Origin of the sequence: Anaerovirgula multivorans (genome assembly GCF_900188145.1) — a bacterium.
GTDB lineage: Bacteria > Bacillota > Clostridia > Peptostreptococcales > Natronincolaceae > Anaerovirgula > Anaerovirgula multivorans.
On record NZ_FZOJ01000008.1, the window covers coordinates 166,498 to 187,094 of the forward strand.

Consider the following 20,597-nt stretch of genomic DNA (forward strand, 5'->3'; position numbering starts at 1 on the left):
CCTTCTATTTTCTCTACCTCTATTCTTCAAATTGAATCATTTCTTCTTCCATGTTTTCAATAGCCTCATTTATTAATCCTTCAACATCCAGTAGTCCTTCAGATTGTAAAATTTTCTCTAAACTAGGTTTTGTGACTGGATGCTTTGGTAAAAACACAGTACAACAATCTTCAAAAGGCAGTATAGAAGTTTCAAAGGTTTCAATTTTTTGAGCTAGTTCAATAATATCTACTTTATCCATGGCAATTAGAGGTCTAAATACTGGCATATCAACTGCAGCGTTTGTTACTTGGAGGCTTTTAACGGTTTGACTTGCAACTTGTCCAATACTCTCCCCAGTAACTAATGCATCACAATTTGATTCTAATGCTACTCTTTCAGCAATTTTCATCATAAATCTTCTTGATAAGATAGTCATCTCCTCTTCTGGACATTTTTCATTGATTTCCTTTTGAATTGGTAATATGTTTATTGAGAAAAGTTTAAATTCTCCACAATAAATAGATAATATCTTAGCTAAGTCTAAAACTTTCTCCTTGGCTCTTTCGCTAGTAAAAGGATAGCTATGAAAGTGAATTGCTTCTATCTTTACTCCTCTTTTTCCCACTAGCCATCCAGCTACAGGACTGTCAATACCTCCTGATAATAGTAACATTGCCTTTCCATTTGTTCCAAGAGGCAATCCTCCGAATCCATTGATTTTTTTGCTATGTACAAAAGCACAGTTTCTGATCTCTACATGAACTACAGCTTCAGGTTGATGTACATCTACTGTTAGTCCATCAATATTTTGCAATATATAGGCACCTATCTCTTTGCTTATCTCAGGAGACTTCATAGGAAAATTTTTATCTCCTCTTTTACTCTCCACTTTAAAGGTTCTTGCTCCTTTTTGCTTTGCAAGGGACTGTATTTCCTCTAATGCCACTTTTTTTATTTGTTCCATATCTACTGGAAACCTATTGGCAGGGCTCATGGAAACCACACCAAAAACCTTTTTAACTCTATCAATGATATCATCTTCATTGTAATCATCTACATCCACATAAATTCTACTATGCTCTTTATATACTTTTAATTTACCTAAGTCCTTTAAAGCATGTCGAATATGCTTGGCTAGCTTGTCTTCAAAGAATCTTTTATTTAACCCTTTCAATATAATTTCTCCATAACGAATAATAATAACTCTATCCATAGTCCCCTCACCTCCTGATAATTTTTCTTAAGCTATATAAATGGCTTTTAATTTTTTCCACTGCATAATCAATTTCCTCTTTTGTATTTGTATAACTTAAACTAATTCTAATAGCGCTGTCAATATAATCTTCTTTCATATTCATAGCTTCTAAAACATGGCTATATCCCTTTTTCTTGGCGGAGCAAGCTGATCCAGAAGACACAAATATTCCATCCGACTCCAAGCTATGTAACATAATTTCGCTTCTTACTCCCACTAGAGAAACATTGATTATATGAGGTGCATAATCATCATTTATTCCACTTGTGATATGAATGTTTTCCAACTCTGCTTCTAATAATTTATATAAGTATTCTTTTAATTCTTTAATCTTAGTGATATTTTTGTCATAATTTTCTAGTAAAATATTGATAGCAGCACCTAATCCAAATATACCTGGAACATTTTCTGTTCCTGCTCTTAATTCCACTTCTTGACCACCACCTATAAGTAGTGGAGCTATTTTAATGCCATTTCTAATATATATCGCACCGATTCCCTTGGGTCCATGAAATTTATGCCCACTTATGGAAAGACTATCAATGTTTAGATCCTTTACAGAATATTTGATTTTTCCAAAGGATTGAATACCATCAACATGGAATCCTGTTCTAGGATTTTTCTCTTTAATGATAGCAGCAATTTCTTTAATAGGTTGTATACTTCCAACTTCATTATTAACATGCATAATACTTACTAATATTGTTTCTTCAGAAATAGCTTCTCTTAGTTGCTGTAAGGAAATAAAGCCTTTGGCATCAACATCTAAATAAGTTACCCTATACCCTTCCTTTTCCATCTCTTTATAAAGACTAAGAACAGACTTATGCTCTATTTTAGAAGTAATGAGATGTTTACCAATTCTACTATTAGCCTTAATGAAACCTTTTATAGCAAGATTATTGGCCTCAGTACCCCCTGAAGCGAAAATGATTTCCTTCTCATTACAGCCCAATGCTTTAGCAACCAACCGTCTAATCTTTTTGATCTCTCGCTCTACCTCCACACCTTTTCGATGCAAAGATGATGGGTTTCCATATAACTCCACAAGAGATTTTAGCATTGCATTAACAACTTCTTCTGCTGGCTTTGAAGTAGCAGCATTGTCTAAATATACTTCCATTATTCTTCACCTTCACTCTTTATTACAGCTATTATTTAATGCTGCCCTTTATCATTGATTTTCACTATTTTTATTGTTTCCTATTAAATAGAAGGAATACATTTCTTTCTAATCTATATCATAGTTATATTATTTTGAAGCATAAACAATGTCAAGCACCCAGTATCATCATGATATTGAGTGCCTTAGAAAAGTATCTTAAAAACCTAAAGATTCACCAATAATATATACGTTTAGATCAATAGTCATTGGTTTATGGTTAATAATTACTGTTACATTACACATTCTATCTTCACTTAAACAGTTATTACAATTTCCAGTTAGTGCACAGGGAGTCTTCAATCCAAGTCGTTTTGCATTTGGTGGACAAGCCTCTGCCTTGATTCTATCCATAGCGGAAATTAAGTCACTACAAATTTTATTTATGCCACAAACTACCACCACCTTTTTAGGTCCATAGTACATGGCACTAACCCTATTTCCCATTCCATCAATATTAACTAATTCCCCACTCTCTGTTAATGCATTGGTACTTGTTAGATAGACATCCGCATTTGAGGCAAGTTGTCTAACTTCATTCCTCTTCTCAGGCTCTACTAACCAATGCCAATGAACATTTTTCCCTTTTTTCATTAACTCTTCATGCAGGTTCATTTCCATAATCGTCATAGATCCACCAATCCCTATGTTCGTATGGGTCTCTAATTCTTTTAATATTTCTGTTTTTGCTTCTTCCTTAGTATTAAAGAACTTTGCATTTATTTTTCTTTTCTCTAGGTTCCTTATTAATTCCTTTACTATAGTTTCCATTCTTAACCCCACCTTTGGAAATTTCTTTTAATCCTATTATATACTATAAAGATATCGAATCCAAATATACTTATGGAAAATTTTAATAATATTTCAATTAAAAATCATTATTTGCTAATAATCACAAAATATATGTCGACAAACTATTGCACATTTTGTCGACATTTGCTATAATTATTTTATGGTTATCCCCCTGATAACCTCGTAAATATAATCTCTATTCCCAATACCCCTTTTAAACAAATTTTTTTCATTTTATCCGGGCCGGTCCCGGATTTTTTTTATTTTGATTGATAAAAGTAAATCTGTTAATATATAAGTAATGGTACATGCTATGTTTTATAATTTATGTTCTATTTGTTTTGTAATAACATTGTTCTATATTATTAAAGGAGGTATTTTATGTCAAAACCTAAAGTTGCTATTATATTTACTGGAGGAACTATTTCTATGACTGTAGATCCCCGAATTGGTGCAGCAATCCCTTCCTTATCAAATGAGGAAATTATGTCTTTGGTAACAAATATAGATAAGTTTGCAGAAATTGAACCTATAAACTTTTCTAAACTTCCCGGTCCTCATATTGATCCTTTGATGATGATGGATATGCAAAAGCTTGTTGTTGAAACATTAGAAAGAAAAGATATCGCTGGTGTTATTATTACCCATGGTACAGATACTTTGGAAGAGACAGCATACTTATTAGATCTCACAATTAATTGTGAAAAGCCTGTGGTCGTGGTAGGTGCCATGAGAAATAGCTCTGAGTTAGGCTATGATGGTCCTAGTAATTTAGCTTCAGCCGTATGTACAGTTATTTCTCCTGATGCAAAGAATAAGGGTGTTCTAGTAGTAATGAACAATGAAGTAAATGCTGCCAGTGAGGTTACTAAAACCAATACATTACGGTTAAATACATTCAAATCTTTAGAATTTGGAGCATTAGGAATCGTTGATAACGATAAAGTGATTTTTCATCGCCAAATACTTGATAGACAGCATATCCCAGCCAAAACCATTATACCTAACGTTGATTTGATTAAATGTGTAGCAGGAATGGATTCTAAGCTTGTTAAATACTGTGTTGATACTGGTGCTAAGGGTATTGTTATCGAAGCTCTAGGTAGAGGTAATGTTCCACCTGCTATGTTAGAGGGAATAGAATATGCTCTAACTAATAATGTTGTAGTTGTTATGGTTTCACGTTGCCCTACAGGGCGTGTCTTGGATACTTATGGCTATGAAGGTGGAGGTAGGCAATTAAGAAATCTAGGTGTTATTCTTGGAGGAGACTTGCCTGGACAAAAAGCCCGAATTAAGTTAATGCTAGCTTTAAGTATATCTAATGAGTTAGATGCTATAAGAGAAATGATAGAAAGTAATCAATATCAATAAAAAGCATTAAAATTTTAACAAGTTATAGCCACCTTGCACAAAGGTGGTTTATTAATATTTATATCTACAACAGAAAACTTCTTGCAAAATCTGTCACAAAGTATATATTTAATACCAATAATTTTGCAGGAATCTCTTTATTTTTGTAGAAATCTAATTATTATCAGAATTCAATACTTTCTTTCTAGAACAAATTATTGTTTCGGTGCTTATTTTACAGTAATCGATGATATTAAGATTATTTCTATTTGAATTTTCACAATATTTAGAATAACGCATTTTGCTATTTACATGTTCTCAAAAGTGTTCATCACCCTATGTTGCATTTTTTGATAAATTCACTTTTAAAAGGAGGTCTTCTTATCTTAAAACATATTGAACCATTAATCAATCTGCTTCCTATAGGCGTAATAATTTTCGATCAAAAATATAAAATTTATTTCAAAAACAGTAAAGCTCTAAACTTCTTAGAAGAATACACGAAAAAAGTTGAGGTTAAAGATTCGATTGAAGATCTATTAAAGTTGGTTGAAAAAGAAGATATTCAAAAGATTTCTTTAAATACAACAAAGGATTTTATGATCAACTCCTTTGTTCTTGAAAGGCATGAGGATAATATAGTCTATGGGATTATAATTTATGATTGTGAAAAAATATGTAGTTTCATATCAAATGTAAACTTTCAAGAGGTAAAGCTAATACTCGACTCCGTACAAGAAGCCATTACTATTGATGATAAGAATGGAAACACTGTATGGGTAAACAAAGCATGTGAACAATTATATGAAATAAAAAGAGAAGACTTAATTGGGAAAAATATAGACACACTTGAAAAAATAGGTGTATTTTCTCATTCAGTTGCAAAAGAAGTATTTAGGAAAAAACAACAAATTTCTATTCTTCACAATAATAAAAAAGGTAAAAGAGTACTAACTACAGGAACCCCTATTCTAGACGTTGATGGCAATATAAAGCAAGTGGTCAGTACTTCTAGAGATATTACAGAATTAATTGTTTTGAAAAATGAATTAGAAGACATACAAAATGAGTTAGAAGAGCTTAGGGAAAAGCAACAGGTAATCATGAATGATTTTATTATCGAAAGCCAGGAAATGAAGGATATATTACTGTTGGCTAAGAGATTATCTCAGGTTGATTCTACCGTTTTAATCACTGGTGAATCAGGCGTTGGAAAAGGTGAAATAGCAAAGTATATTCATCAATCTGGTCCTAGAAGTAATCATTCTCTTATCAAAGTAAACTGTGGAGCTATTCCAGAATCTTTATTGGAGTCCGAGCTTTTTGGATACGAATACGGTGCTTTTACTGGATCTAAAAAACAGGGAAAAATGGGCCTGTTCGAATTAGCCCATAAGGGTACCATTTTTCTAGATGAAATTGGTGAGTTGCCATTAAATCTACAGGTAAAAATACTCCAAGTCATACAGGACAAGGAAATCCAAAAAGTTGGTGGCATAACTACTATTCCTGTCGATGTAAGAATTATAGCTGCTACAAATAAAGATTTACAAAATATGGTACATGAAAAGAAATTTAGAGAGGATTTATTCTATAGATTAAACGTTGTACCTATTCATATACCTTGTTTACATGAAAGACCCGAAGATATATTTCCCCTCATTCGCCATTTTCTTCGTAAATATAACAAAAAATTCAACCTAGTGAAACGAATAGATTCTAATGCAGTAGCAATACTACTGAAATATCCTTGGCCTGGTAATGTTAGAGAGCTAGAAAATATTATCGAAAGAGTTGTTATTACTACAAAACAAGATATTATCCTGCCACAAAATCTGCCAAACTATATAATAAGCGAGGGAGATAATTCCTCTGATATTAAAGTTCCTACAAGTACCGTAAACTTAAAGGATACTATCGAAGAAGTAGAAAAACAGATCATCCACAAAGCAGTAATTAAATACAAAACTACTAGAGAAGTTGCTAAGGCATTAGGCGTCAGTCAGCCTACAATAGTAAGAAAAATTAATAAATATAAAATCACAGAAGCTGATTTAAGTGATTGTGATTCTTCCGCTGGTTAAATTGTATTCTAAAAACTGTAGAAGTAAAAGTTATTAATTGTATATCTAGGCTAAAGCGTAGCTAAGGCATTCTTTTCTTTATTTTGCTCAATAAGAAAAGAATGCCTATTAATCGTTTTAAGAATAGATTTCATCAATTTCTATCAAAATTTTTTATAAGGAAATATCTATAGTTTTCCTATGAAAAATTACTGAACCACTTTATATATTTTCATTAAGTATTCTTTATTTTTAGCTGCTTCAAAATAGAAGTGATCATAGTATCTATTTCTCTTCTATTTTGTGCATATTGTCTATGGCTCTTTATATCTCTCCATGAATTATTTAAGTATTTAGTTGCCTCATCATAACCACTTGATTCACAAAGAATATAACCGTAATTAGTTACTATTCGCACTCTTGTCAATATATTTTCTTCAGTCTTTAATAGATGCTGATAGACAAATGTAATATCATTATATCTATTTTCTTCATAATATAGTTCTGATAACAGTACACCTATTAATGTTGCGTCTTTATGATTTTCAATCTCATAAAAAATGCTTTCCATTATTTCTACTAAATCTTCTGAAGGATAGTGCTCTCTTGCTACTTGAAAAAAACTATAAACACCTTCAAAATTTTTATCCTGCATACTTAAGTAATGCTCCATAGCTTCTCTTATTAATTTTATTTTTCTTTCTAAAACCAATTCTTTATCCCATTTTAGTAAATAGTAGTTTGTACCAAGTACATTATAGTAATCCTTATCTTTCAATTCCCATAAGGTATCTATTGGATTTGTATCATATATATGCCTTTCTTCATAAGGTATGTATCCCACAAAATATAGATATTCTAAAGATGTCACAGCATTAATAAACCTTTTATCCTCAGAGGATAGGTTATTCCCATGATTGATTATCTGAAATAAAGGAAACTTCTCTTTTTCAACATTGCTTTCGATGGGAAGAAGCTTTAAATAATCTTTCTGAATATACTCTAAATCATCATAAATTTTCTTGCCAACTACAGCAGCTTCAGCTAGTGTTACTTTATTATGCAATTTAAGTGTACCATCCTCATAGCCTCCAATAATATTGTTGTCAATTACTTCTTTTATATCAGTATATCTTCTTATATTAGGTGATACATCTTTATAGGTGTGTCCTTGTATTTCCTGAATAGGCGGTGTTGTGATTGCTCTAGCTAATAGAGCAGCTTCATAGCGGGTAATAGCTTGATTTATATTTAGCTGTGCTGATGGATATATATCAAAGAAAGTGATACCGTTAGTAGAATATTGGTTAATATAATTAATTAATGATATTACACTTTCATAACCACTATCACTTTTGCTTAAATCAGAATAAAAATAATTATCCTTATCTACTTTTTTGTTATCATACATGTTTTGTAAATGTAAAATCTTATCTAATAAATTAATAAATTCTCCTCTAGTCATATATTGATTCGGTTCAAACGTACCATTATAATCCTCACTAAACAGATCAGCATCATTCATAGCCCATTTGATATAGCTACTAGCCCAATGATTATTAATATCTGGAAAGTAGCTAATTCCATAGATATAATTAATAGATAAAAACAAAGTTAAAATAACAATATACTTGATGCTTTTCATATAATTATCCCCCTATATAGATTACTGAATAAATAGATTTACTTTCCATCGTCTATTTCTAATTTATGGAATTCTACATATTTTCTATATATCCTGCTATAATGCTAATAATCATCTAATTATATAAAATCTTCGAAAAAACAATAACTAGTACACTTGTACTAGTTACTTAACATTTTGTGGTGCCCAGAGGCGGAATCGAACCACCGACACGGGGATTTTCAGTCCCCTGCTCTACCGACTGAGCTATCTGGGCGCATATTATGGTGGGCTCAAGTGGACTCGAACCACCGACCTCACGCTTATCAGGCGTGCGCTCTAACCTGCTGAGCTATGAGCCCTTTTTTTGTTTTTGGCAGGGGCGGCAGGATTTGAACCCACGACATTCGGTTTTGGAGACCGACGTTCTACCAACTGAACTACACCCCTATTATTAATCGGTTGTGGGTTATTAAGAAAAATGGTGGGCCTTCAGGGACTCGAACCCCGGACCTGCCGGTTATGAGCCGGACGCTCTGACCAACTGAGCTAAAGGCCCTAATTCTTTAAGTTTAAATGGTCCGGGTGGAGAGATTCGAACTCCCGACCCCATGGTCCCAAACCATGTGCGCTACCAAACTGCGCTACACCCGGAAAATGGCGGAGAAGGCGGGATTCGAACCCGCGCACCGCTTACGCGATCTAACGGTTTAGCAAACCGTCCTCTTCAGCCTACTTGAGTACTTCTCCATTCATTATAATCGTATTCTTTGGCAGAGAGGGTGGGATTCGAACCCACGGCCCCTTTCGGAGTCACTGGTTTTCAAGACCAGCTCCTTAAACCGCTCGGACACCTCTCCTTACATGTTAAATGGTGACCCATCCGCGACTCGAACGCGGGACACCCTGATTAAAAGTCAGGTGCTCTACCGACTGAGCTAATGGGTCATATCATATTATTGGAGCGGGTGAAGGGAATCGAACCCTCGCGGTCAGCTTGGAAGGCTGAAGTTCTACCACTGAACTACACCCGCATAATCTGTGGTGCCGAAGACCGGAATCGAACCGGTACGATCTTGAAGGACCGCAGGATTTTAAGTCCTGTGCGTCTGCCAGTTCCGCCACTTCGGCACTTATATTTGGCTCCAGAGAGAGGACTCGAACCTCCAACCTACCGGTTAACAGCCGGGTGCTCCACCATTGAGCTACTCTGGATCGATTAAACTTTGTCTTGAAAATATATAACCATATTTTTAATGGCTTGTCAAGAAGATCAGTTATTGTCATTATTACAATTTTTAAGGTCTTACCTCTTAACTTATTGCCCTAAATTAACTTAATATAAAATAGCGACATAATCTATTATACACTTTTTTTAAGTATTGTCAACCCTATTTATTTTATTATTTATTAATTTTTTAAATGTAAAATTTACCAAAAGTCTTCTTTTTCATTTTAATATATAACAATTATAACCGAACCTTGTTGTGTTTGTATCTATTCTAAAAGGATATCCATTAATTACTGCTTTTTTCTTAAAATAATAAAACTAATAATAGAAATAGGCAACGGTTTTTAAAATTTTTTTTAAAAGCTAGCTTCTTACATAGTACTAATAATCTAAGATAATATTTTTCATTACCAAAAGGAAGGTGACTACAAAATGTATGACGCTACAGACTTTGACCATCAGTTAGTTTTAACAGCTTTAAAACTTGAGAAACAGTTTTCACTAAACAATTACTTCGGGGATGATGATCATAAGTTATTTCAATATAAACAAGGGGTTATTCCTATCATCGTATCGTCTCCTCATGCTGTAAAACAAGTTCGAAATGGTTTTATTAAAAAATCTGATATATTCACTGGCAGTTTAGCAATATTATTAGGTAACCTTACAAACTGTCATGTTATTTATAGAACCTCAACTGGCAATGGCGATTCTAATCATGATGAAATTTGTGAGTATAAAAGTTTTCTATTATCTAAGGTAAGCCAACATTCCCTGCAGTGTCTTATTGACTTACATGGCATACATAAAAACCGAAATTTGTTAATTGATGTTGGTACACTTAATGGTTTATCAATCAATAAAAGGATTGAAAAAATAATTGTTAATTGTTTTAATGAACAAAACATTTACGATGTACATTTTAATTGTTTATATAATGCTGATAAAAAAGGAACTGTTGTTAAAACAATTTGGCAAAATACTAGAGTACCATCCTTCCAATTAGAAATTAATGGTTATTATCGAGATATTCATAAGAAAGATAATTGGAATAACTTTAAAAGACTTGTAAAAAGCTTAGAATCCTTGATTTTAAATTTAAATTATTTTTTCCAAAGTAATAAACAGTTTAAAAATTAAGCCATTAATACGGATTTATTTCTAACAGAAATGCCATATCTCTAAATATACCCTGCAGTTATTACACTACAGGGTATATTTTAATGCTTTGAAAAATATACGATCTCAGAATGTTAATAGCAAAGTGGATTCAATCAATTATCTATAATCTATTTCTATCTAATTATCTTTAGGTATTTTTCTTTTTAACTGGTTATCAATCATTTTACATTAGCATAAACATCATCATAAATAGCATTTCTTCATAGCTTTGTAGTTTCTGAGCTATTACCGACTCTAGCTTTGGATTAATTTCTGGATGTCCTTTTCTATAGTCTTCCCATGATTTATAGTATTTTGATTTAAATTCAGGTATTTCAGTTTTAGTTGCTTTATTTTCTAATTTATTTTCTGATCTTGCAGATCCTCCTGGATTGTCATATTTTGAATTTTCTGCTACATATTGAAGCACTGCTGCATAGTTTTCTACATTTACACTATCCAGTGTGACAGGACTCTTATCAAACTCAAAATAATATTTACCGCCGGGTGCGAGAATATCGATAAGCTCCTTTGCTTTGTCTATACACTGCTGTTTTGTTGCTGTTTGTAAATAGGTTAAAGGGTAAAACCCCGAAAGAATATGCTTCTTACCAAGCTTTTCTTTCACCAATTTTGGATCGCCAAATTCAAAGTATAATCTTGTGTTTTCTGGAAGTTCATAGAGATAATCCAGATATCTCATCCAATCATGTTCACAGAATATCAAACAGGGCTGACCTGCTTCTGCAAGAGCATGAATCATCTTACCAAATGTAGGCCAATACAACTTTTCAAAATCTTTGTTTCTTAAATAAGTACCCATATGCAGTGGTACAAAGGTATGCCCAAACTTAGAAGGTACAGGAGGTATTCCCCTTTTAATTTGAATAGGAAGCATTGCTTCACATGCCTCTACTATTTTTTCTGGACATCTTTTCACATCCATAGCTATTCCCTTAAAACTTCTTAAAAAATCAGCTACAAAGTCGAATGGAGCGGTTACTACGCTAAAAGATTCTACTGGCACCCTATGAAATCCATATTTTTCTATCAATCTAGCATCTATTTTTCCATATTCCTCAATATAATCATAAAATGCTTTAAATGCCTTTGCCATTACCAGAGAGCGTGTTACAGGGTTTGTATTTAACTCAGGATATAATCTTGGAAGTATTTTTTCCACGATACAATCGTATGGATTTTTAATAAATTCATCGTATTCATCTACTGCCATACCAATCACTTCGGGATGTTGGATAAATCCGTTAGAGCCCATTACAAAGGCTTTTGAACCCAATATCTGCAGATGAGCAGGAAATCTTGCAAATCCCAGAGGATACATATCTGAGCTCGTCATTTGACAAGCCTTTTCGAAGGCCTTCTCCACTCCTTTTAATGTCCATTGAGTTTCTGCTAAAGGTAGTCTTGCATATTCAATACAAAACTCAAGAGGCAAATTTGCACTAATTGGTACTCTCTTTGGTATTTTACCATCAAATAAATCTTCAAATAGCTGTCTTCTTTCTTCTTGAAGTCTTTTTATATCTTTCATTTCCTAACCCCCTTTAATTAAATTAGTACCTCAACCCAAATGGTATCAATTAAATGATATTTACACATTTTTTCTTTTACATCTTTGTTGTTTTATTCTTCATAAGTTCTTCATAGAGAATTCATTAAACTAGTTAAGTCTTCAAGAAAATTTCTTAAAACAGGTACCTAGCATAGTTAAGCACCTATTTCCTTAGAAACTTAATTCAAAATTAGACAGTTAATCATTCATATTATGGAGGTTCTGCATAAATATTAAACTTCTCCAGCACCACTTTCTGCTCGGGTCACCGCATTTTTCTCCATATACATCTGCATTGTTTTTTCATCTAATTTGTAGAAAAATACTAATATTAATGATACAAGAGCACATCCTGCTGGTATCAAGGCTATTACATTCATCATACTGCTTAGAAAAGTAGGCGTAACAGCAACAGTTGGATCATATCCGATTGCCGCGAGGCCAAACCCAATAGCTGCACCGCTTAAAGCTACACCTATTTTAATGGGCATTGAAAGCATTGACATAATAAAAGCAGTACTATCTTTACCTGTCTTGTAAAATCCATATTCAGCTGCGTCCATATATACAGCAGGACCAAGTGCCATGGACAAGATTATTCCGATGTTTCCTAAAGCAGATAGACCTATAAAGACAACATAATTTTGACCAAGTAATCGCATTAACATATATGCAATAAGAGAAATCGAACAAGATAAAATATAAGTGTTCTTTTTACCTATTCTTTTTGCTACTGCTGGAGCAAATAAACTGCCTACGAATGTACCAAGGGTACCTACGAACATGCCCACTGTAATCAAGTTCAAATTGCCTGCTATATATACAAAGTAATAAGAGAGCAGTCCTATAATTCCAAACATGGCTGTAGTTCTAAAGGAATCTACTAACATAATAATTAGTAGCTGACTATTTCCAAAGATTTGTTTGATCATTTCTCCTGCTGTTAACCCTGTGGTTCCATCAAGTTTTTTATTTGAATCATAACTTTCATAATCTTTGGTTATTTTAAAGGTATACCAATACCCTAATATTTGTAAAACAGCAAAAAGTGCTACTGTATAGAGAAATCCCGTTGCTTCATTTCCACTTCCTAAAATCCCAACAAGAGGCATAAATAATAAAGCAAAAGCAACACCTGAAAACGTTTGAAATTGTGCTTTCTTTGTTGAAAGATTAACCCTGTCTAACGGTGTTTTTCCAAGAACTGAGATCAATGCTAAGTGACCATTAAAAGCAAAGTTTACACTGATATGTCCTATAGTATAAGCAACGCAAAGGAAAATTGCTTTTGCAGTTACACTCATGTTAAAATTTGTAAACATTAATATAAAGAACAAACCTGTAATGGGTGGAGCCACAAGTAGCCATGAGCGAAATTGTCCCCATTTAAGTTGTGTTTTTTGTATAATCGCTCCACTAAGAGGTACCGAAATAGCATCTCCTATACGCGCAATTAGTAATATAATCCCTGCAATGGCTGCATTAATCATGACAATATCTGTTAAAAAATATGCATAGTATGTTACTGCCCCCATCATCATTAGGTTAAAAGTGAAATCAGCCACACCATAACCAAATACTACCTTGTTTGGAAGTTTTTTTTCTCCCATATTTATAACCCCCTTATATAATATATTTAAAGACAATTGCCTCACTTTTTATATTGAAATTATATATATTTTCTAGAGCACTTAATTATAAAATAAACCTATAAAGCTAATGAATGCGCTAAATAAATGATACTTTATTTAGGTTTCATAATGTACTAACCTACAGGGCTGCGTCTCAAATTGCTGATTTTTGTTGGACGTAGCGAAGAATAAATTCTCCGCTACATTTTAAAAATAGTTGTGTAGGTTTAAAACTGTTGTTAACGTATGTAATTATAAGTAAGAGAACTTGCTTATAGCATAGCGGGTTAATACAATTGAATATCATTTCTAAAAATCTTAGGTTAAAGTAGTAGGAATATTAGATATTGGAAGATCATCTCTTCATATCCTTGCAGTTTTGGTGCTCCAAAATCTGATACTCTAGGATTTTCTACCTTATATTGATCCCATCTTTTAAAATACTTACTTTCTAATCTTCTTGATGGAAGAACTTTGTAGTCTTCTTTATTAAATTGCAACCCAGCTGTCTCTCCTATATTGCTGTAAACAGCATAATCTCGTACATATTCTGCTACTGCACAGAAGTTTTCCATATTGACATCACCAATTGAGAGTGGATGTTTATCCAATCCAAAAACATATTTTCCACCGGGAGCCAATATGTCAACCATTTCTTTGGCTTTATCTATACATTGCTGCTTTGTATGGGTCTTAAGCATTGTTACTGGATATAAACCTGTTATGATATGTTTTTTGCCTAGTTTTTCTTTGATTTTTTTAGCATCACCGTACTCAAACATCATTATTGTATCGGTTGGTAATTCATACAGATAATCAAGATATCTGGTCCAGTCATCTTCACAGAAGATCGAAGCATGTACGCCCATAGAGGCATATTCATCTAACATCTTTTTGAAACTTGGCCACCATAACTTGGCAAAGTCTTTTTCTCTCATAAATGTAGGCATATGCAATGGTATAAATACTGTAGATTCTCTAGTTATATTTGCAGGCAATCCTTTCTTAAATACTATGGGATATAAAGCTTCACAGGCTTCCGCTACCTTTTCAGGCATTCTTCTTACATCCATGCTAACGCCTTTAAAGCTTCTTAATTGGTCCGCCAAAAAGTCAAAAGGAGCTTCTGTAAATCCACCAGATAATAATCCACCTGCATAATAGCCATATTTTTCTGTCAGCTTACCACCAAGCTGACCACTTGTCATAAAATCGTTAGTGAATCCCAATAGACTCTTTGCAAAGCTTATTGCCATATTAACAGGATCGTTTAAATCCAATGCCTTATATTGTCTTGGTATTACTTTTTCAAGCAAACAATCGTATGGTTTTTCAATAAGATAGTCGTATTCTTCATCCAACATACCCACTACTTCAGGATGCTGAAAAAATCCGTTAGAGCCCATAACAAAGGACTGGGATTTAAGAGCTTGATAAAACGAAGGGAATCTAAGAGACCCAGAAAATGGATTAACATCAGAATATAAGGTTTGGCAAAGTTTATCAGCTGTTTCTTCTGCAATTGCAGAATTCCATTGAGCCTCTACTATATCAAGTTCTCCAAATTCAGCTATAGCTTCAAATGGTAAGGAAAGACTAACTGGAACCCTCTTGGGGATTTTATTGTTGAAGTATACATCATGAAAAATGCTTGTTCTTTCCTCTTGCAATTCTTTTGGATCTTGTAAAACTTTAACATCTGACATATTGTTTCACCCACCCTTGACATATTTTTACCCCCTCAGCTGCGTTTGTAGTAAAGGCATCTGCACCTATATGCTCACATGACTCTTTTGTGACAGGATTTCCTCTAATGATTACTTTTACTTCATTCCTTAATCCTGCTTCTACTAATGCCTCAACTGTGTCTTTCATTGCATCTATTGCTAATGTCAACACGCCACTCATGCCTACTATATCCAGTTGTACTTCCTTTACTTTTTCTACAAATTCACTTGCTGACTGATCTATCTCTAAGTCATACACCTCAAACCCAGCTGCCTGTGCCATGCTTTTAAATATGTTTTTACTGATATCATGTAAATCACCATGAGCTGTTCCAAGTACTATGGTCCCAGTTTTTTCCTCACCTGAGCTATCCATTACTAGTTTTAACACATCCATGGCTGCTGTTAATAGTTCTCCTGCAAATATCAGGTCCCCTACGAAATACTCGCCTTTTTCAAATAATTCTCCTACTATACCCATTCCCTCTTGACATGCATTCACTACCTTTTGAGCATCCTCCTGACTAGGATTACTTGATACGAAAGTGTTTAACATCTCTAATACTTGGTCCTCTTCAAGGTCTCCTATCATTTGTGACAACGTTTTGAGTTCCATCATGAAATACCCTCCTTTATATATGGTTAGTATACTTATGACTTTTCTCTAATGCTAAGCGTACAATTATAGGTTAAAGCAAACATCGTTCCAATTTTCTGATTTTTTAGTTTTTTTATTTTTACTTGGAATTACAATGTCCTAGGGTTTTGATTCATGGAGTTTAATTTCAAACAAAAACAAACTGTGTCAAAATTGCACAGTTTGTTTCATAATAAATAAGTTTTTCCCCGTTCAATAGCTATGTAGCACAATTACACATGTGTCATAATGACTCAGTGGCTATTCATTATTTCAAATTGTATTTTTGGATTTTTCTATATAAAGATTTTCGATCAATACCTAGATATCTAGCCGATACAGAAATATTATTATTACTGCTATTTATAACATGTAAAATGATTTCTTTTTCATAATCTTCTAATAGGGTACGTAAACTTTCACTATTACTAGAAAAATCAACAAAACTTTCTTCTTCATCCCTGATTTTTCTTTTTTTATAGCTTTTATTTCTCGTGTAATGTATATAGTTTGGAAAATATTCAGCTGTTAAAATGGTTTCATTATTTTCTGAAAGCATAATAGCACATTCTAAAGTATTAATGAGTTCCCGCACATTTCCTGGCCACTGGTATTCTAAAAAGAAATTCATGACGTTATTGTCTATGCATTCGACTTTTTTCCCGAATTTTTCATTAAACTTTTCAATAAAAAAATTAATAAGGATAGGTATATCTTCTTTTCTATCTCTAAGTGACGTTATAATTAATTGAACAGTAGCTATTCTATAGTAAAAATCTTCCCTTAAAATATTTTTTTTAATAGCTTCCTTGGGATCCACATTTGTTGCACTTATAATACAGCAATCAACATCTATGTTCCTATTGTCTCCGATCCGTCTAATTTTCTTCTCCTGTAGAACACGAAGTAGTTTTGCCTGCATATATAAAGGCATTGAGTTGACTTCATCTAAAAATAGAGTACCTTTGCCCACTTGCTCAAACAATCCTGGGATATTTTCTGCACCTGTAAAAGCTCCTTTAACAGTACCAAAGAGTAAACTCTCAATTAAAGTTTCAGGTACAGCTGAGCAGTTTAATGCAATAAAAGGCTCATGTGCATATAAGCTTTCATTATGGATACCTTGAGCAAATAACTCTTTACCAGTACCAGTTTCTCCATATATAAGTATATTGGCGTTATAATTTGCGATTTTTCGAGCTTTATCTTTACACGCTTGTATGGAAGTACTGTTTCCTATTATATCATCTAAAGTAAATTTACAACCATTTTCCATGTTCTTCTCATTATTAGCCTGACTTATTTTTCTCTTCAATTCATAGGTTTCCATAATTAAAGAGTCTACCTTTGTTGTATCTCTTCCAGTATAATAGAAGGCCTTAAATTCACCATTCTCAAAATAAGGGTAAAATCCTGCAATAATATGAAATCCTTTACCTAGCACTGAATTACCTATAATATTAATATTTTTCATAGGTTTACCGTCTCTAATAATTTGCTCTTTATCAATTACAAAGTTTGAAGGCTGTTTCCATATGGTGCTTTCATGCTGTCCTATGACGTCTTCTTTCTTACAAGGATTATATTTTTCATTAGGTTTAGAGTAAATAATTAATTTCCCTTCAGTGTCAACAGCATGTACGGCTTCATGCATATTATCTAGGATATCCTCCATGAGATTTACTTTGAATTTCAGCTCTCTATTCTCTATTATTAATTGCTGATTATTAAAATGGAGCTCTTTCTTTTCTTTAATAAGCTCAATTAATGTGTTTTCCAATTCTTTGATTCTCATTTGAAGTTCTTGCAATTTAAACCACCTCCTAATTACTTATATAACTATTTTCCCTACCTCCTTACAATCTGGTTGAAATTTATCTACTTATAACAATTTTGCTTGTTATTTTAATTCCACATTAACTAGTTACTTCCTTTAATTATCTGTTAAAATTTTGAAAGCATTTCCTGCGCTAGTTCTACCCTTCACTTTGCTTTTAAATCTCCAAACTTTTTGACAATCTGGTGCTCCCAGAGGGATTCAAACCCCCGACCTTCTGATTCTATTTTTTGAGTTTTTTAAAACTTCATAAACTCTTATATTTTTGAAATTTCGGGGATTTATTAAAGTATTTGAAGAACCTACTGACATGCTCTATGTAGTATTTCACAGTGATTGAGTTAAATCCCCTAAGCTCTAAATCTATTTTCATCTTTTTTTTAAATTCAGTTATATGAACACTTCCTTTCAAGTTTTTTGAGGCCGCTTTGGTATGGTTAACAAGCTCTAATAAGCCTGCTGACTTCCTAATACTAACAGAGGAACGCCAGCAAAATCTATTCCGAGCCCCCTAGACAGAAACCCCCCTATTGTCTTTTCAATTACAAAATCAATTACTTTCTTATAAGACGGAAAGTCAATGCTTTCATCATCATTAAACGGTGTAATTAATGGAACATATATTCCTTTTGGTGCTTTACTCATTTTAATTCCTCACTTTCTATTATTTTAAACTATTATTTTAACTAAAAAGAAAACAGGAATTGAAAGGTTAAAACCTCACTTGCTCCGTCATACCTTTGCTACAAAATATTTGATAAGTGGTGGAGATGCATTTAGTCTTCAAATGATTCTTGGACATACTTCCCTCGAAATGACGAGAATGTACTCACATTTAGCCAGTGCTTATACTGTGAAAAACTTTCATAATCTATCGATCTTAGACAGATTAAAAGGTCAGAATGTGCGTTTATAGTGATACTTTTATACCCCCATAAACACTAAAATATATGCTTTTTATAAAAATATGCAAAAAATAAAACCTGTATGATTGTTGAAATCTACAGGTTTTACTATTCTGGTGTGCCCAGAGGGATTCGAACCCCCGACCTTCTGATTCGTAGTCAGACACTCTATCCAGCTGAGCTATGGGCACATAATTTATTTTTGGAGGCGGCACCCAGATTTGAACTGGGGAATAAAGGTTTTGCAGACCTCTGCCTTACCACTTGGCTATGCCGCCATTAGAAAATGGTGACCCATCCGCGACTCGAACGCGGGACACCCTGATTAAAAGTCAGGTGCTCTACCGACTGAGCTAATGGGTCTTAGTATATTAATGGCTGGGATAGCAGGACTCGAACCTGCGGATGACGGAGTCAAAGTCCGTTGCCTTACCGACTTGGCTATATCCCAATATTATTTGTTATGGGGTGGATGATGGGATTCGAACCCACGAGTGCAGGAGCCACAATCCTGTGTCTTAACCACTTGACTACACCCACCATAAAATAAGTAAATGACCAAAATCCACGATTTTGCGTCATTGCTTATACAAAGTAAAAAATGGAGCGGAAGACGGGACTCGAACCCGCGACCCTCGCCTTGGCAAGGCGATGCTCTACCACTGAGCCACTTCCGCATAAAATTTAAATATGGTGCGGGTGGAGGGACTTGAACCCCCACGGTCGCCCGCTAGATCCTAAGTCTAGTGCGTCTGCCAATTCCGCCACACCCGCATGTGTACTTTTATGGTGGAGGGAGAAGGATTCGAACCTTCGAAGTCGTCGACAACAGATTTACAGTCTGCCCCCTTTGGCCACTCGGGAACCCCTCCATATTTGTGTTTTTTTAGTGGAGCTGGTGATGGGACTCGAACCCGCGACCTGCTGATTACAAATCAGCTGCTCTACCAATTGAGCTACACCAGCATATATATGGCGACCTGGAAGGGGCTCGAACCCTCGACCTCCAGCGTGACAGGCTGGCATTCTAACCAACTGAACTACCAGGCCGCGTGATTGATTGGTGGGAACAACAGGGTTCGAACCTGTGACCCCCTGCTTGTAAGGCAGGTGCTCTCCCAGCTGAGCTATGCTCCCTAATATGGTGACCCCTAGGGGAATCGAACCCCTGTTACCGCCGTGAAAGGGCGGTGTCTTGACCGCTTGACCAAGGGGCCCTATGTGGTAGCGGCAACAGGAATCGAACCTGTGACCTTTCGGGTATGAACCGAACGCTCTAGCCAGCTGAGCTATGCCGCCATGTTGGTTGCGGGGACAGGATTTGAACCTGCGACCTCCGGGTTATGAGCCCGACGAGCTGCCAGCTGCTCCACCCCGCGATAGTTAATGGTGCCGAAGACCGGAATCGAACCGGTACGATCTTGAAGGACCGCAGGATTTTAAGTCCTGTGCGTCTGCCAGTTCCGCCACTTCGGCACTTATATTTGGCTCCAGAGAGAGGACTCGAACCTCCAACCTACCGGTTAACAGCCGGGTGCTCCACCATTGAGCTACTCTGGATCAAACCATGTCGCAACGACCTACTCTCCCAGGCAGCTTCCCGCCAAGTACCATCAGCGCTGAAGGGCTTAACTTCTGTGTTCGGTATGGGAACAGGTGTGACC

General features: G+C 34.5%; 14 protein-coding genes, 27 tRNA genes and 1 rRNA gene. 4 read left to right on the plus strand and 38 right to left on the minus strand.

From position 1 onward, the window contains the following. Nucleotides 1-19 precede the first annotated feature (19 nt). From thiI to CHB72_RS10540, 3 genes are all read right to left on the minus strand, one after another. The gene (gene thiI, locus CHB72_RS10530) at nt 20-1,195 is read right to left on the minus strand and encodes a tRNA uracil 4-sulfurtransferase ThiI (protein ID WP_089282848.1); all 1,176 of its coding nucleotides are present in this window, start codon (nt 1,193-1,195) and stop codon (nt 20-22) included. A 7-nt stretch (nt 1,196-1,202) separates the two neighbouring features. Then, the gene (locus tag CHB72_RS10535) at nt 1,203-2,360 is read right to left on the minus strand and encodes a cysteine desulfurase family protein (RefSeq protein ID WP_089282849.1); all 1,158 of its coding nucleotides are present in this window, start codon (nt 2,358-2,360) and stop codon (nt 1,203-1,205) included. Nucleotides 2,361-2,558: 198 nt separating this feature from the next. Continuing rightward, nucleotides 2,559-3,170, minus strand: coding sequence for a lactate utilization protein (locus CHB72_RS10540; protein WP_089282850.1), 612 nt, complete (start codon nt 3,168-3,170; stop codon nt 2,559-2,561). A 402-nt stretch (nt 3,171-3,572) separates the two neighbouring features. On the opposite strand from CHB72_RS10540, the gene CHB72_RS10545 reads away from it, so the two are divergent. Continuing rightward, on the plus strand, nt 3,573-4,565 hold the full coding sequence (locus CHB72_RS10545; protein WP_089282851.1) for an asparaginase: 993 nt from the start codon (nt 3,573-3,575) through the stop codon (nt 4,563-4,565). 329 nt (nt 4,566-4,894) lie between these two features. Further along, a complete protein-coding gene (locus CHB72_RS10550) occupies nt 4,895-6,628 on the plus strand; it encodes a sigma-54 interaction domain-containing protein (RefSeq protein ID WP_176431318.1) in 1,734 nt (577 codons plus the stop codon). A 214-nt stretch (nt 6,629-6,842) separates the two neighbouring features. Here the strand turns inward: CHB72_RS10550 and CHB72_RS10555 are convergent, their stop codons facing one another. The 12 genes from CHB72_RS10555 to CHB72_RS10610 all read right to left on the minus strand — a co-directional run bounded on the left by CHB72_RS10555 (nt 6,843) and on the right by CHB72_RS10610 (nt 9,446). Further along, entirely contained in the window at nt 6,843-8,252 is a 1,410-nt protein-coding gene (locus CHB72_RS10555; RefSeq protein ID WP_089282853.1) for an S-layer homology domain-containing protein, read from the minus strand. A 180-nt stretch (nt 8,253-8,432) separates the two neighbouring features. Next, a tRNA-Phe gene (locus CHB72_RS10560) sits at nt 8,433-8,508 on the minus strand. A gap of 8 nt (nt 8,509-8,516) precedes the next feature. Then, a tRNA-Ile gene (locus CHB72_RS10565) sits at nt 8,517-8,593 on the minus strand. A gap of 12 nt (nt 8,594-8,605) precedes the next feature. Further along, nucleotides 8,606-8,681 (minus strand) — tRNA-Trp (locus CHB72_RS10570). A gap of 32 nt (nt 8,682-8,713) precedes the next feature. Next, nucleotides 8,714-8,790 (minus strand) — tRNA-Ile (locus CHB72_RS10575). Between the two features lie 18 nt (nt 8,791-8,808). Continuing rightward, nucleotides 8,809-8,885: transfer RNA gene (locus tag CHB72_RS10580), tRNA-Pro, on the minus strand. Between the two features lie 4 nt (nt 8,886-8,889). After that, nucleotides 8,890-8,981: transfer RNA gene (locus CHB72_RS10585), tRNA-Ser, on the minus strand. 21 nt (nt 8,982-9,002) lie between these two features. Further along, nucleotides 9,003-9,091, minus strand: a tRNA-Ser gene (locus CHB72_RS10590). A 12-nt stretch (nt 9,092-9,103) separates the two neighbouring features. Next, nucleotides 9,104-9,179, minus strand: a tRNA-Lys gene (locus tag CHB72_RS10595). Nucleotides 9,180-9,191: 12 nt separating this feature from the next. Next, nucleotides 9,192-9,265, minus strand: a tRNA-Gly gene (locus CHB72_RS10600). A gap of 8 nt (nt 9,266-9,273) precedes the next feature. Then, nucleotides 9,274-9,362, minus strand: a tRNA-Leu gene (locus tag CHB72_RS10605). 9 nt (nt 9,363-9,371) lie between these two features. Next, nucleotides 9,372-9,446 (minus strand) — tRNA-Asn (locus CHB72_RS10610). A 448-nt stretch (nt 9,447-9,894) separates the two neighbouring features. Here CHB72_RS10610 and CHB72_RS10615 point away from each other — a divergent pair. Then, a complete protein-coding gene (locus tag CHB72_RS10615) occupies nt 9,895-10,602 on the plus strand; it encodes a hypothetical protein (protein WP_089282854.1) in 708 nt (235 codons plus the stop codon). 205 nt (nt 10,603-10,807) lie between these two features. Here the strand turns inward: CHB72_RS10615 and CHB72_RS10620 are convergent, their stop codons facing one another. From CHB72_RS10620 to CHB72_RS10645, 6 genes are all read right to left on the minus strand, one after another. Next, on the minus strand, nt 10,808-12,175 hold the full coding sequence (locus CHB72_RS10620; RefSeq protein WP_089282855.1) for a uroporphyrinogen decarboxylase/cobalamine-independent methonine synthase family protein: 1,368 nt from the start codon (nt 12,173-12,175) through the stop codon (nt 10,808-10,810). 254 nt (nt 12,176-12,429) lie between these two features. Next, nucleotides 12,430-13,806 carry an MFS transporter gene (locus CHB72_RS10625; RefSeq protein ID WP_089282856.1) on the minus strand — a complete coding sequence of 459 codons (1,377 nt, stop codon included), beginning with the start codon at nt 13,804-13,806 and terminating at the stop codon, nt 12,430-12,432. Between the two features lie 344 nt (nt 13,807-14,150). Further along, nucleotides 14,151-15,533, minus strand: coding sequence for a uroporphyrinogen decarboxylase family protein (locus CHB72_RS10630; protein WP_089282857.1), 1,383 nt, complete (start codon nt 15,531-15,533; stop codon nt 14,151-14,153). Further along, complete coding sequence (locus tag CHB72_RS10635) at nt 15,520-16,173, minus strand: cobalamin B12-binding domain-containing protein (RefSeq protein ID WP_089282858.1); 654 nt, start codon at nt 16,171-16,173, stop codon at nt 15,520-15,522. The genes CHB72_RS10630 and CHB72_RS10635 overlap by 14 nt, the downstream gene beginning before the upstream one ends. Before the next feature lie 286 nt (nt 16,174-16,459). Next, nucleotides 16,460-18,001 carry a sigma 54-interacting transcriptional regulator gene (locus CHB72_RS10640; protein WP_089282859.1) on the minus strand — a complete coding sequence of 514 codons (1,542 nt, stop codon included), beginning with the start codon at nt 17,999-18,001 and terminating at the stop codon, nt 16,460-16,462. 474 nt (nt 18,002-18,475) lie between these two features. Then, nucleotides 18,476-18,673, minus strand: coding sequence for a dihydrodipicolinate synthase family protein (locus CHB72_RS10645; RefSeq protein WP_089282860.1), 198 nt, complete (start codon nt 18,671-18,673; stop codon nt 18,476-18,478). 34 nt (nt 18,674-18,707) lie between these two features. Here CHB72_RS10645 and CHB72_RS28275 point away from each other — a divergent pair, with 34 nt between their 5' ends. After that, nucleotides 18,708-18,944: a tyrosine-type recombinase/integrase gene (locus tag CHB72_RS28275; protein ID WP_278277829.1), complete on the plus strand. Its 237-nt coding sequence runs from the start codon at nt 18,708-18,710 to the stop codon at nt 18,942-18,944. A gap of 103 nt (nt 18,945-19,047) precedes the next feature. Here the strand turns inward: CHB72_RS28275 and CHB72_RS10655 are convergent. The 17 genes from CHB72_RS10655 to rrf form a co-directional block, all read right to left on the minus strand. After that, nucleotides 19,048-19,124: transfer RNA gene (locus tag CHB72_RS10655), tRNA-Arg, on the minus strand. Nucleotides 19,125-19,136: 12 nt separating this feature from the next. Then, nucleotides 19,137-19,211, minus strand: a tRNA-Cys gene (locus CHB72_RS10660). A gap of 9 nt (nt 19,212-19,220) precedes the next feature. Further along, nucleotides 19,221-19,296 (minus strand) — tRNA-Lys (locus CHB72_RS10665). A 12-nt stretch (nt 19,297-19,308) separates the two neighbouring features. Continuing rightward, a tRNA-Gln gene (locus tag CHB72_RS10670) sits at nt 19,309-19,384 on the minus strand. Between the two features lie 13 nt (nt 19,385-19,397). Continuing rightward, nucleotides 19,398-19,473 (minus strand) — tRNA-His (locus CHB72_RS10675). 62 nt (nt 19,474-19,535) lie between these two features. Continuing rightward, nucleotides 19,536-19,610, minus strand: a tRNA-Gly gene (locus CHB72_RS10680). Between the two features lie 14 nt (nt 19,611-19,624). Further along, nucleotides 19,625-19,707: transfer RNA gene (locus CHB72_RS10685), tRNA-Leu, on the minus strand. A gap of 13 nt (nt 19,708-19,720) precedes the next feature. After that, nucleotides 19,721-19,805, minus strand: a tRNA-Tyr gene (locus tag CHB72_RS10690). Nucleotides 19,806-19,823: 18 nt separating this feature from the next. Beyond that, a tRNA-Thr gene (locus CHB72_RS10695) sits at nt 19,824-19,899 on the minus strand. 7 nt (nt 19,900-19,906) lie between these two features. Continuing rightward, nucleotides 19,907-19,983 (minus strand) — tRNA-Asp (locus CHB72_RS10700). Nucleotides 19,984-19,994: 11 nt separating this feature from the next. After that, a tRNA-Val gene (locus tag CHB72_RS10705) sits at nt 19,995-20,070 on the minus strand. 5 nt (nt 20,071-20,075) lie between these two features. Next, a tRNA-Glu gene (locus CHB72_RS10710) sits at nt 20,076-20,150 on the minus strand. Nucleotides 20,151-20,155: 5 nt separating this feature from the next. Continuing rightward, a tRNA-Met gene (locus tag CHB72_RS10715) sits at nt 20,156-20,232 on the minus strand. 4 nt (nt 20,233-20,236) lie between these two features. Next, nucleotides 20,237-20,312, minus strand: a tRNA-Met gene (locus tag CHB72_RS10720). A gap of 8 nt (nt 20,313-20,320) precedes the next feature. Further along, nucleotides 20,321-20,409, minus strand: a tRNA-Leu gene (locus CHB72_RS10725). A gap of 9 nt (nt 20,410-20,418) precedes the next feature. Further along, nucleotides 20,419-20,493 (minus strand) — tRNA-Asn (locus tag CHB72_RS10730). Between the two features lie 7 nt (nt 20,494-20,500). Beyond that, a 5S ribosomal RNA gene (rrf, locus tag CHB72_RS10735) occupies nt 20,501-20,597 on the minus strand; the annotation flags it as partial.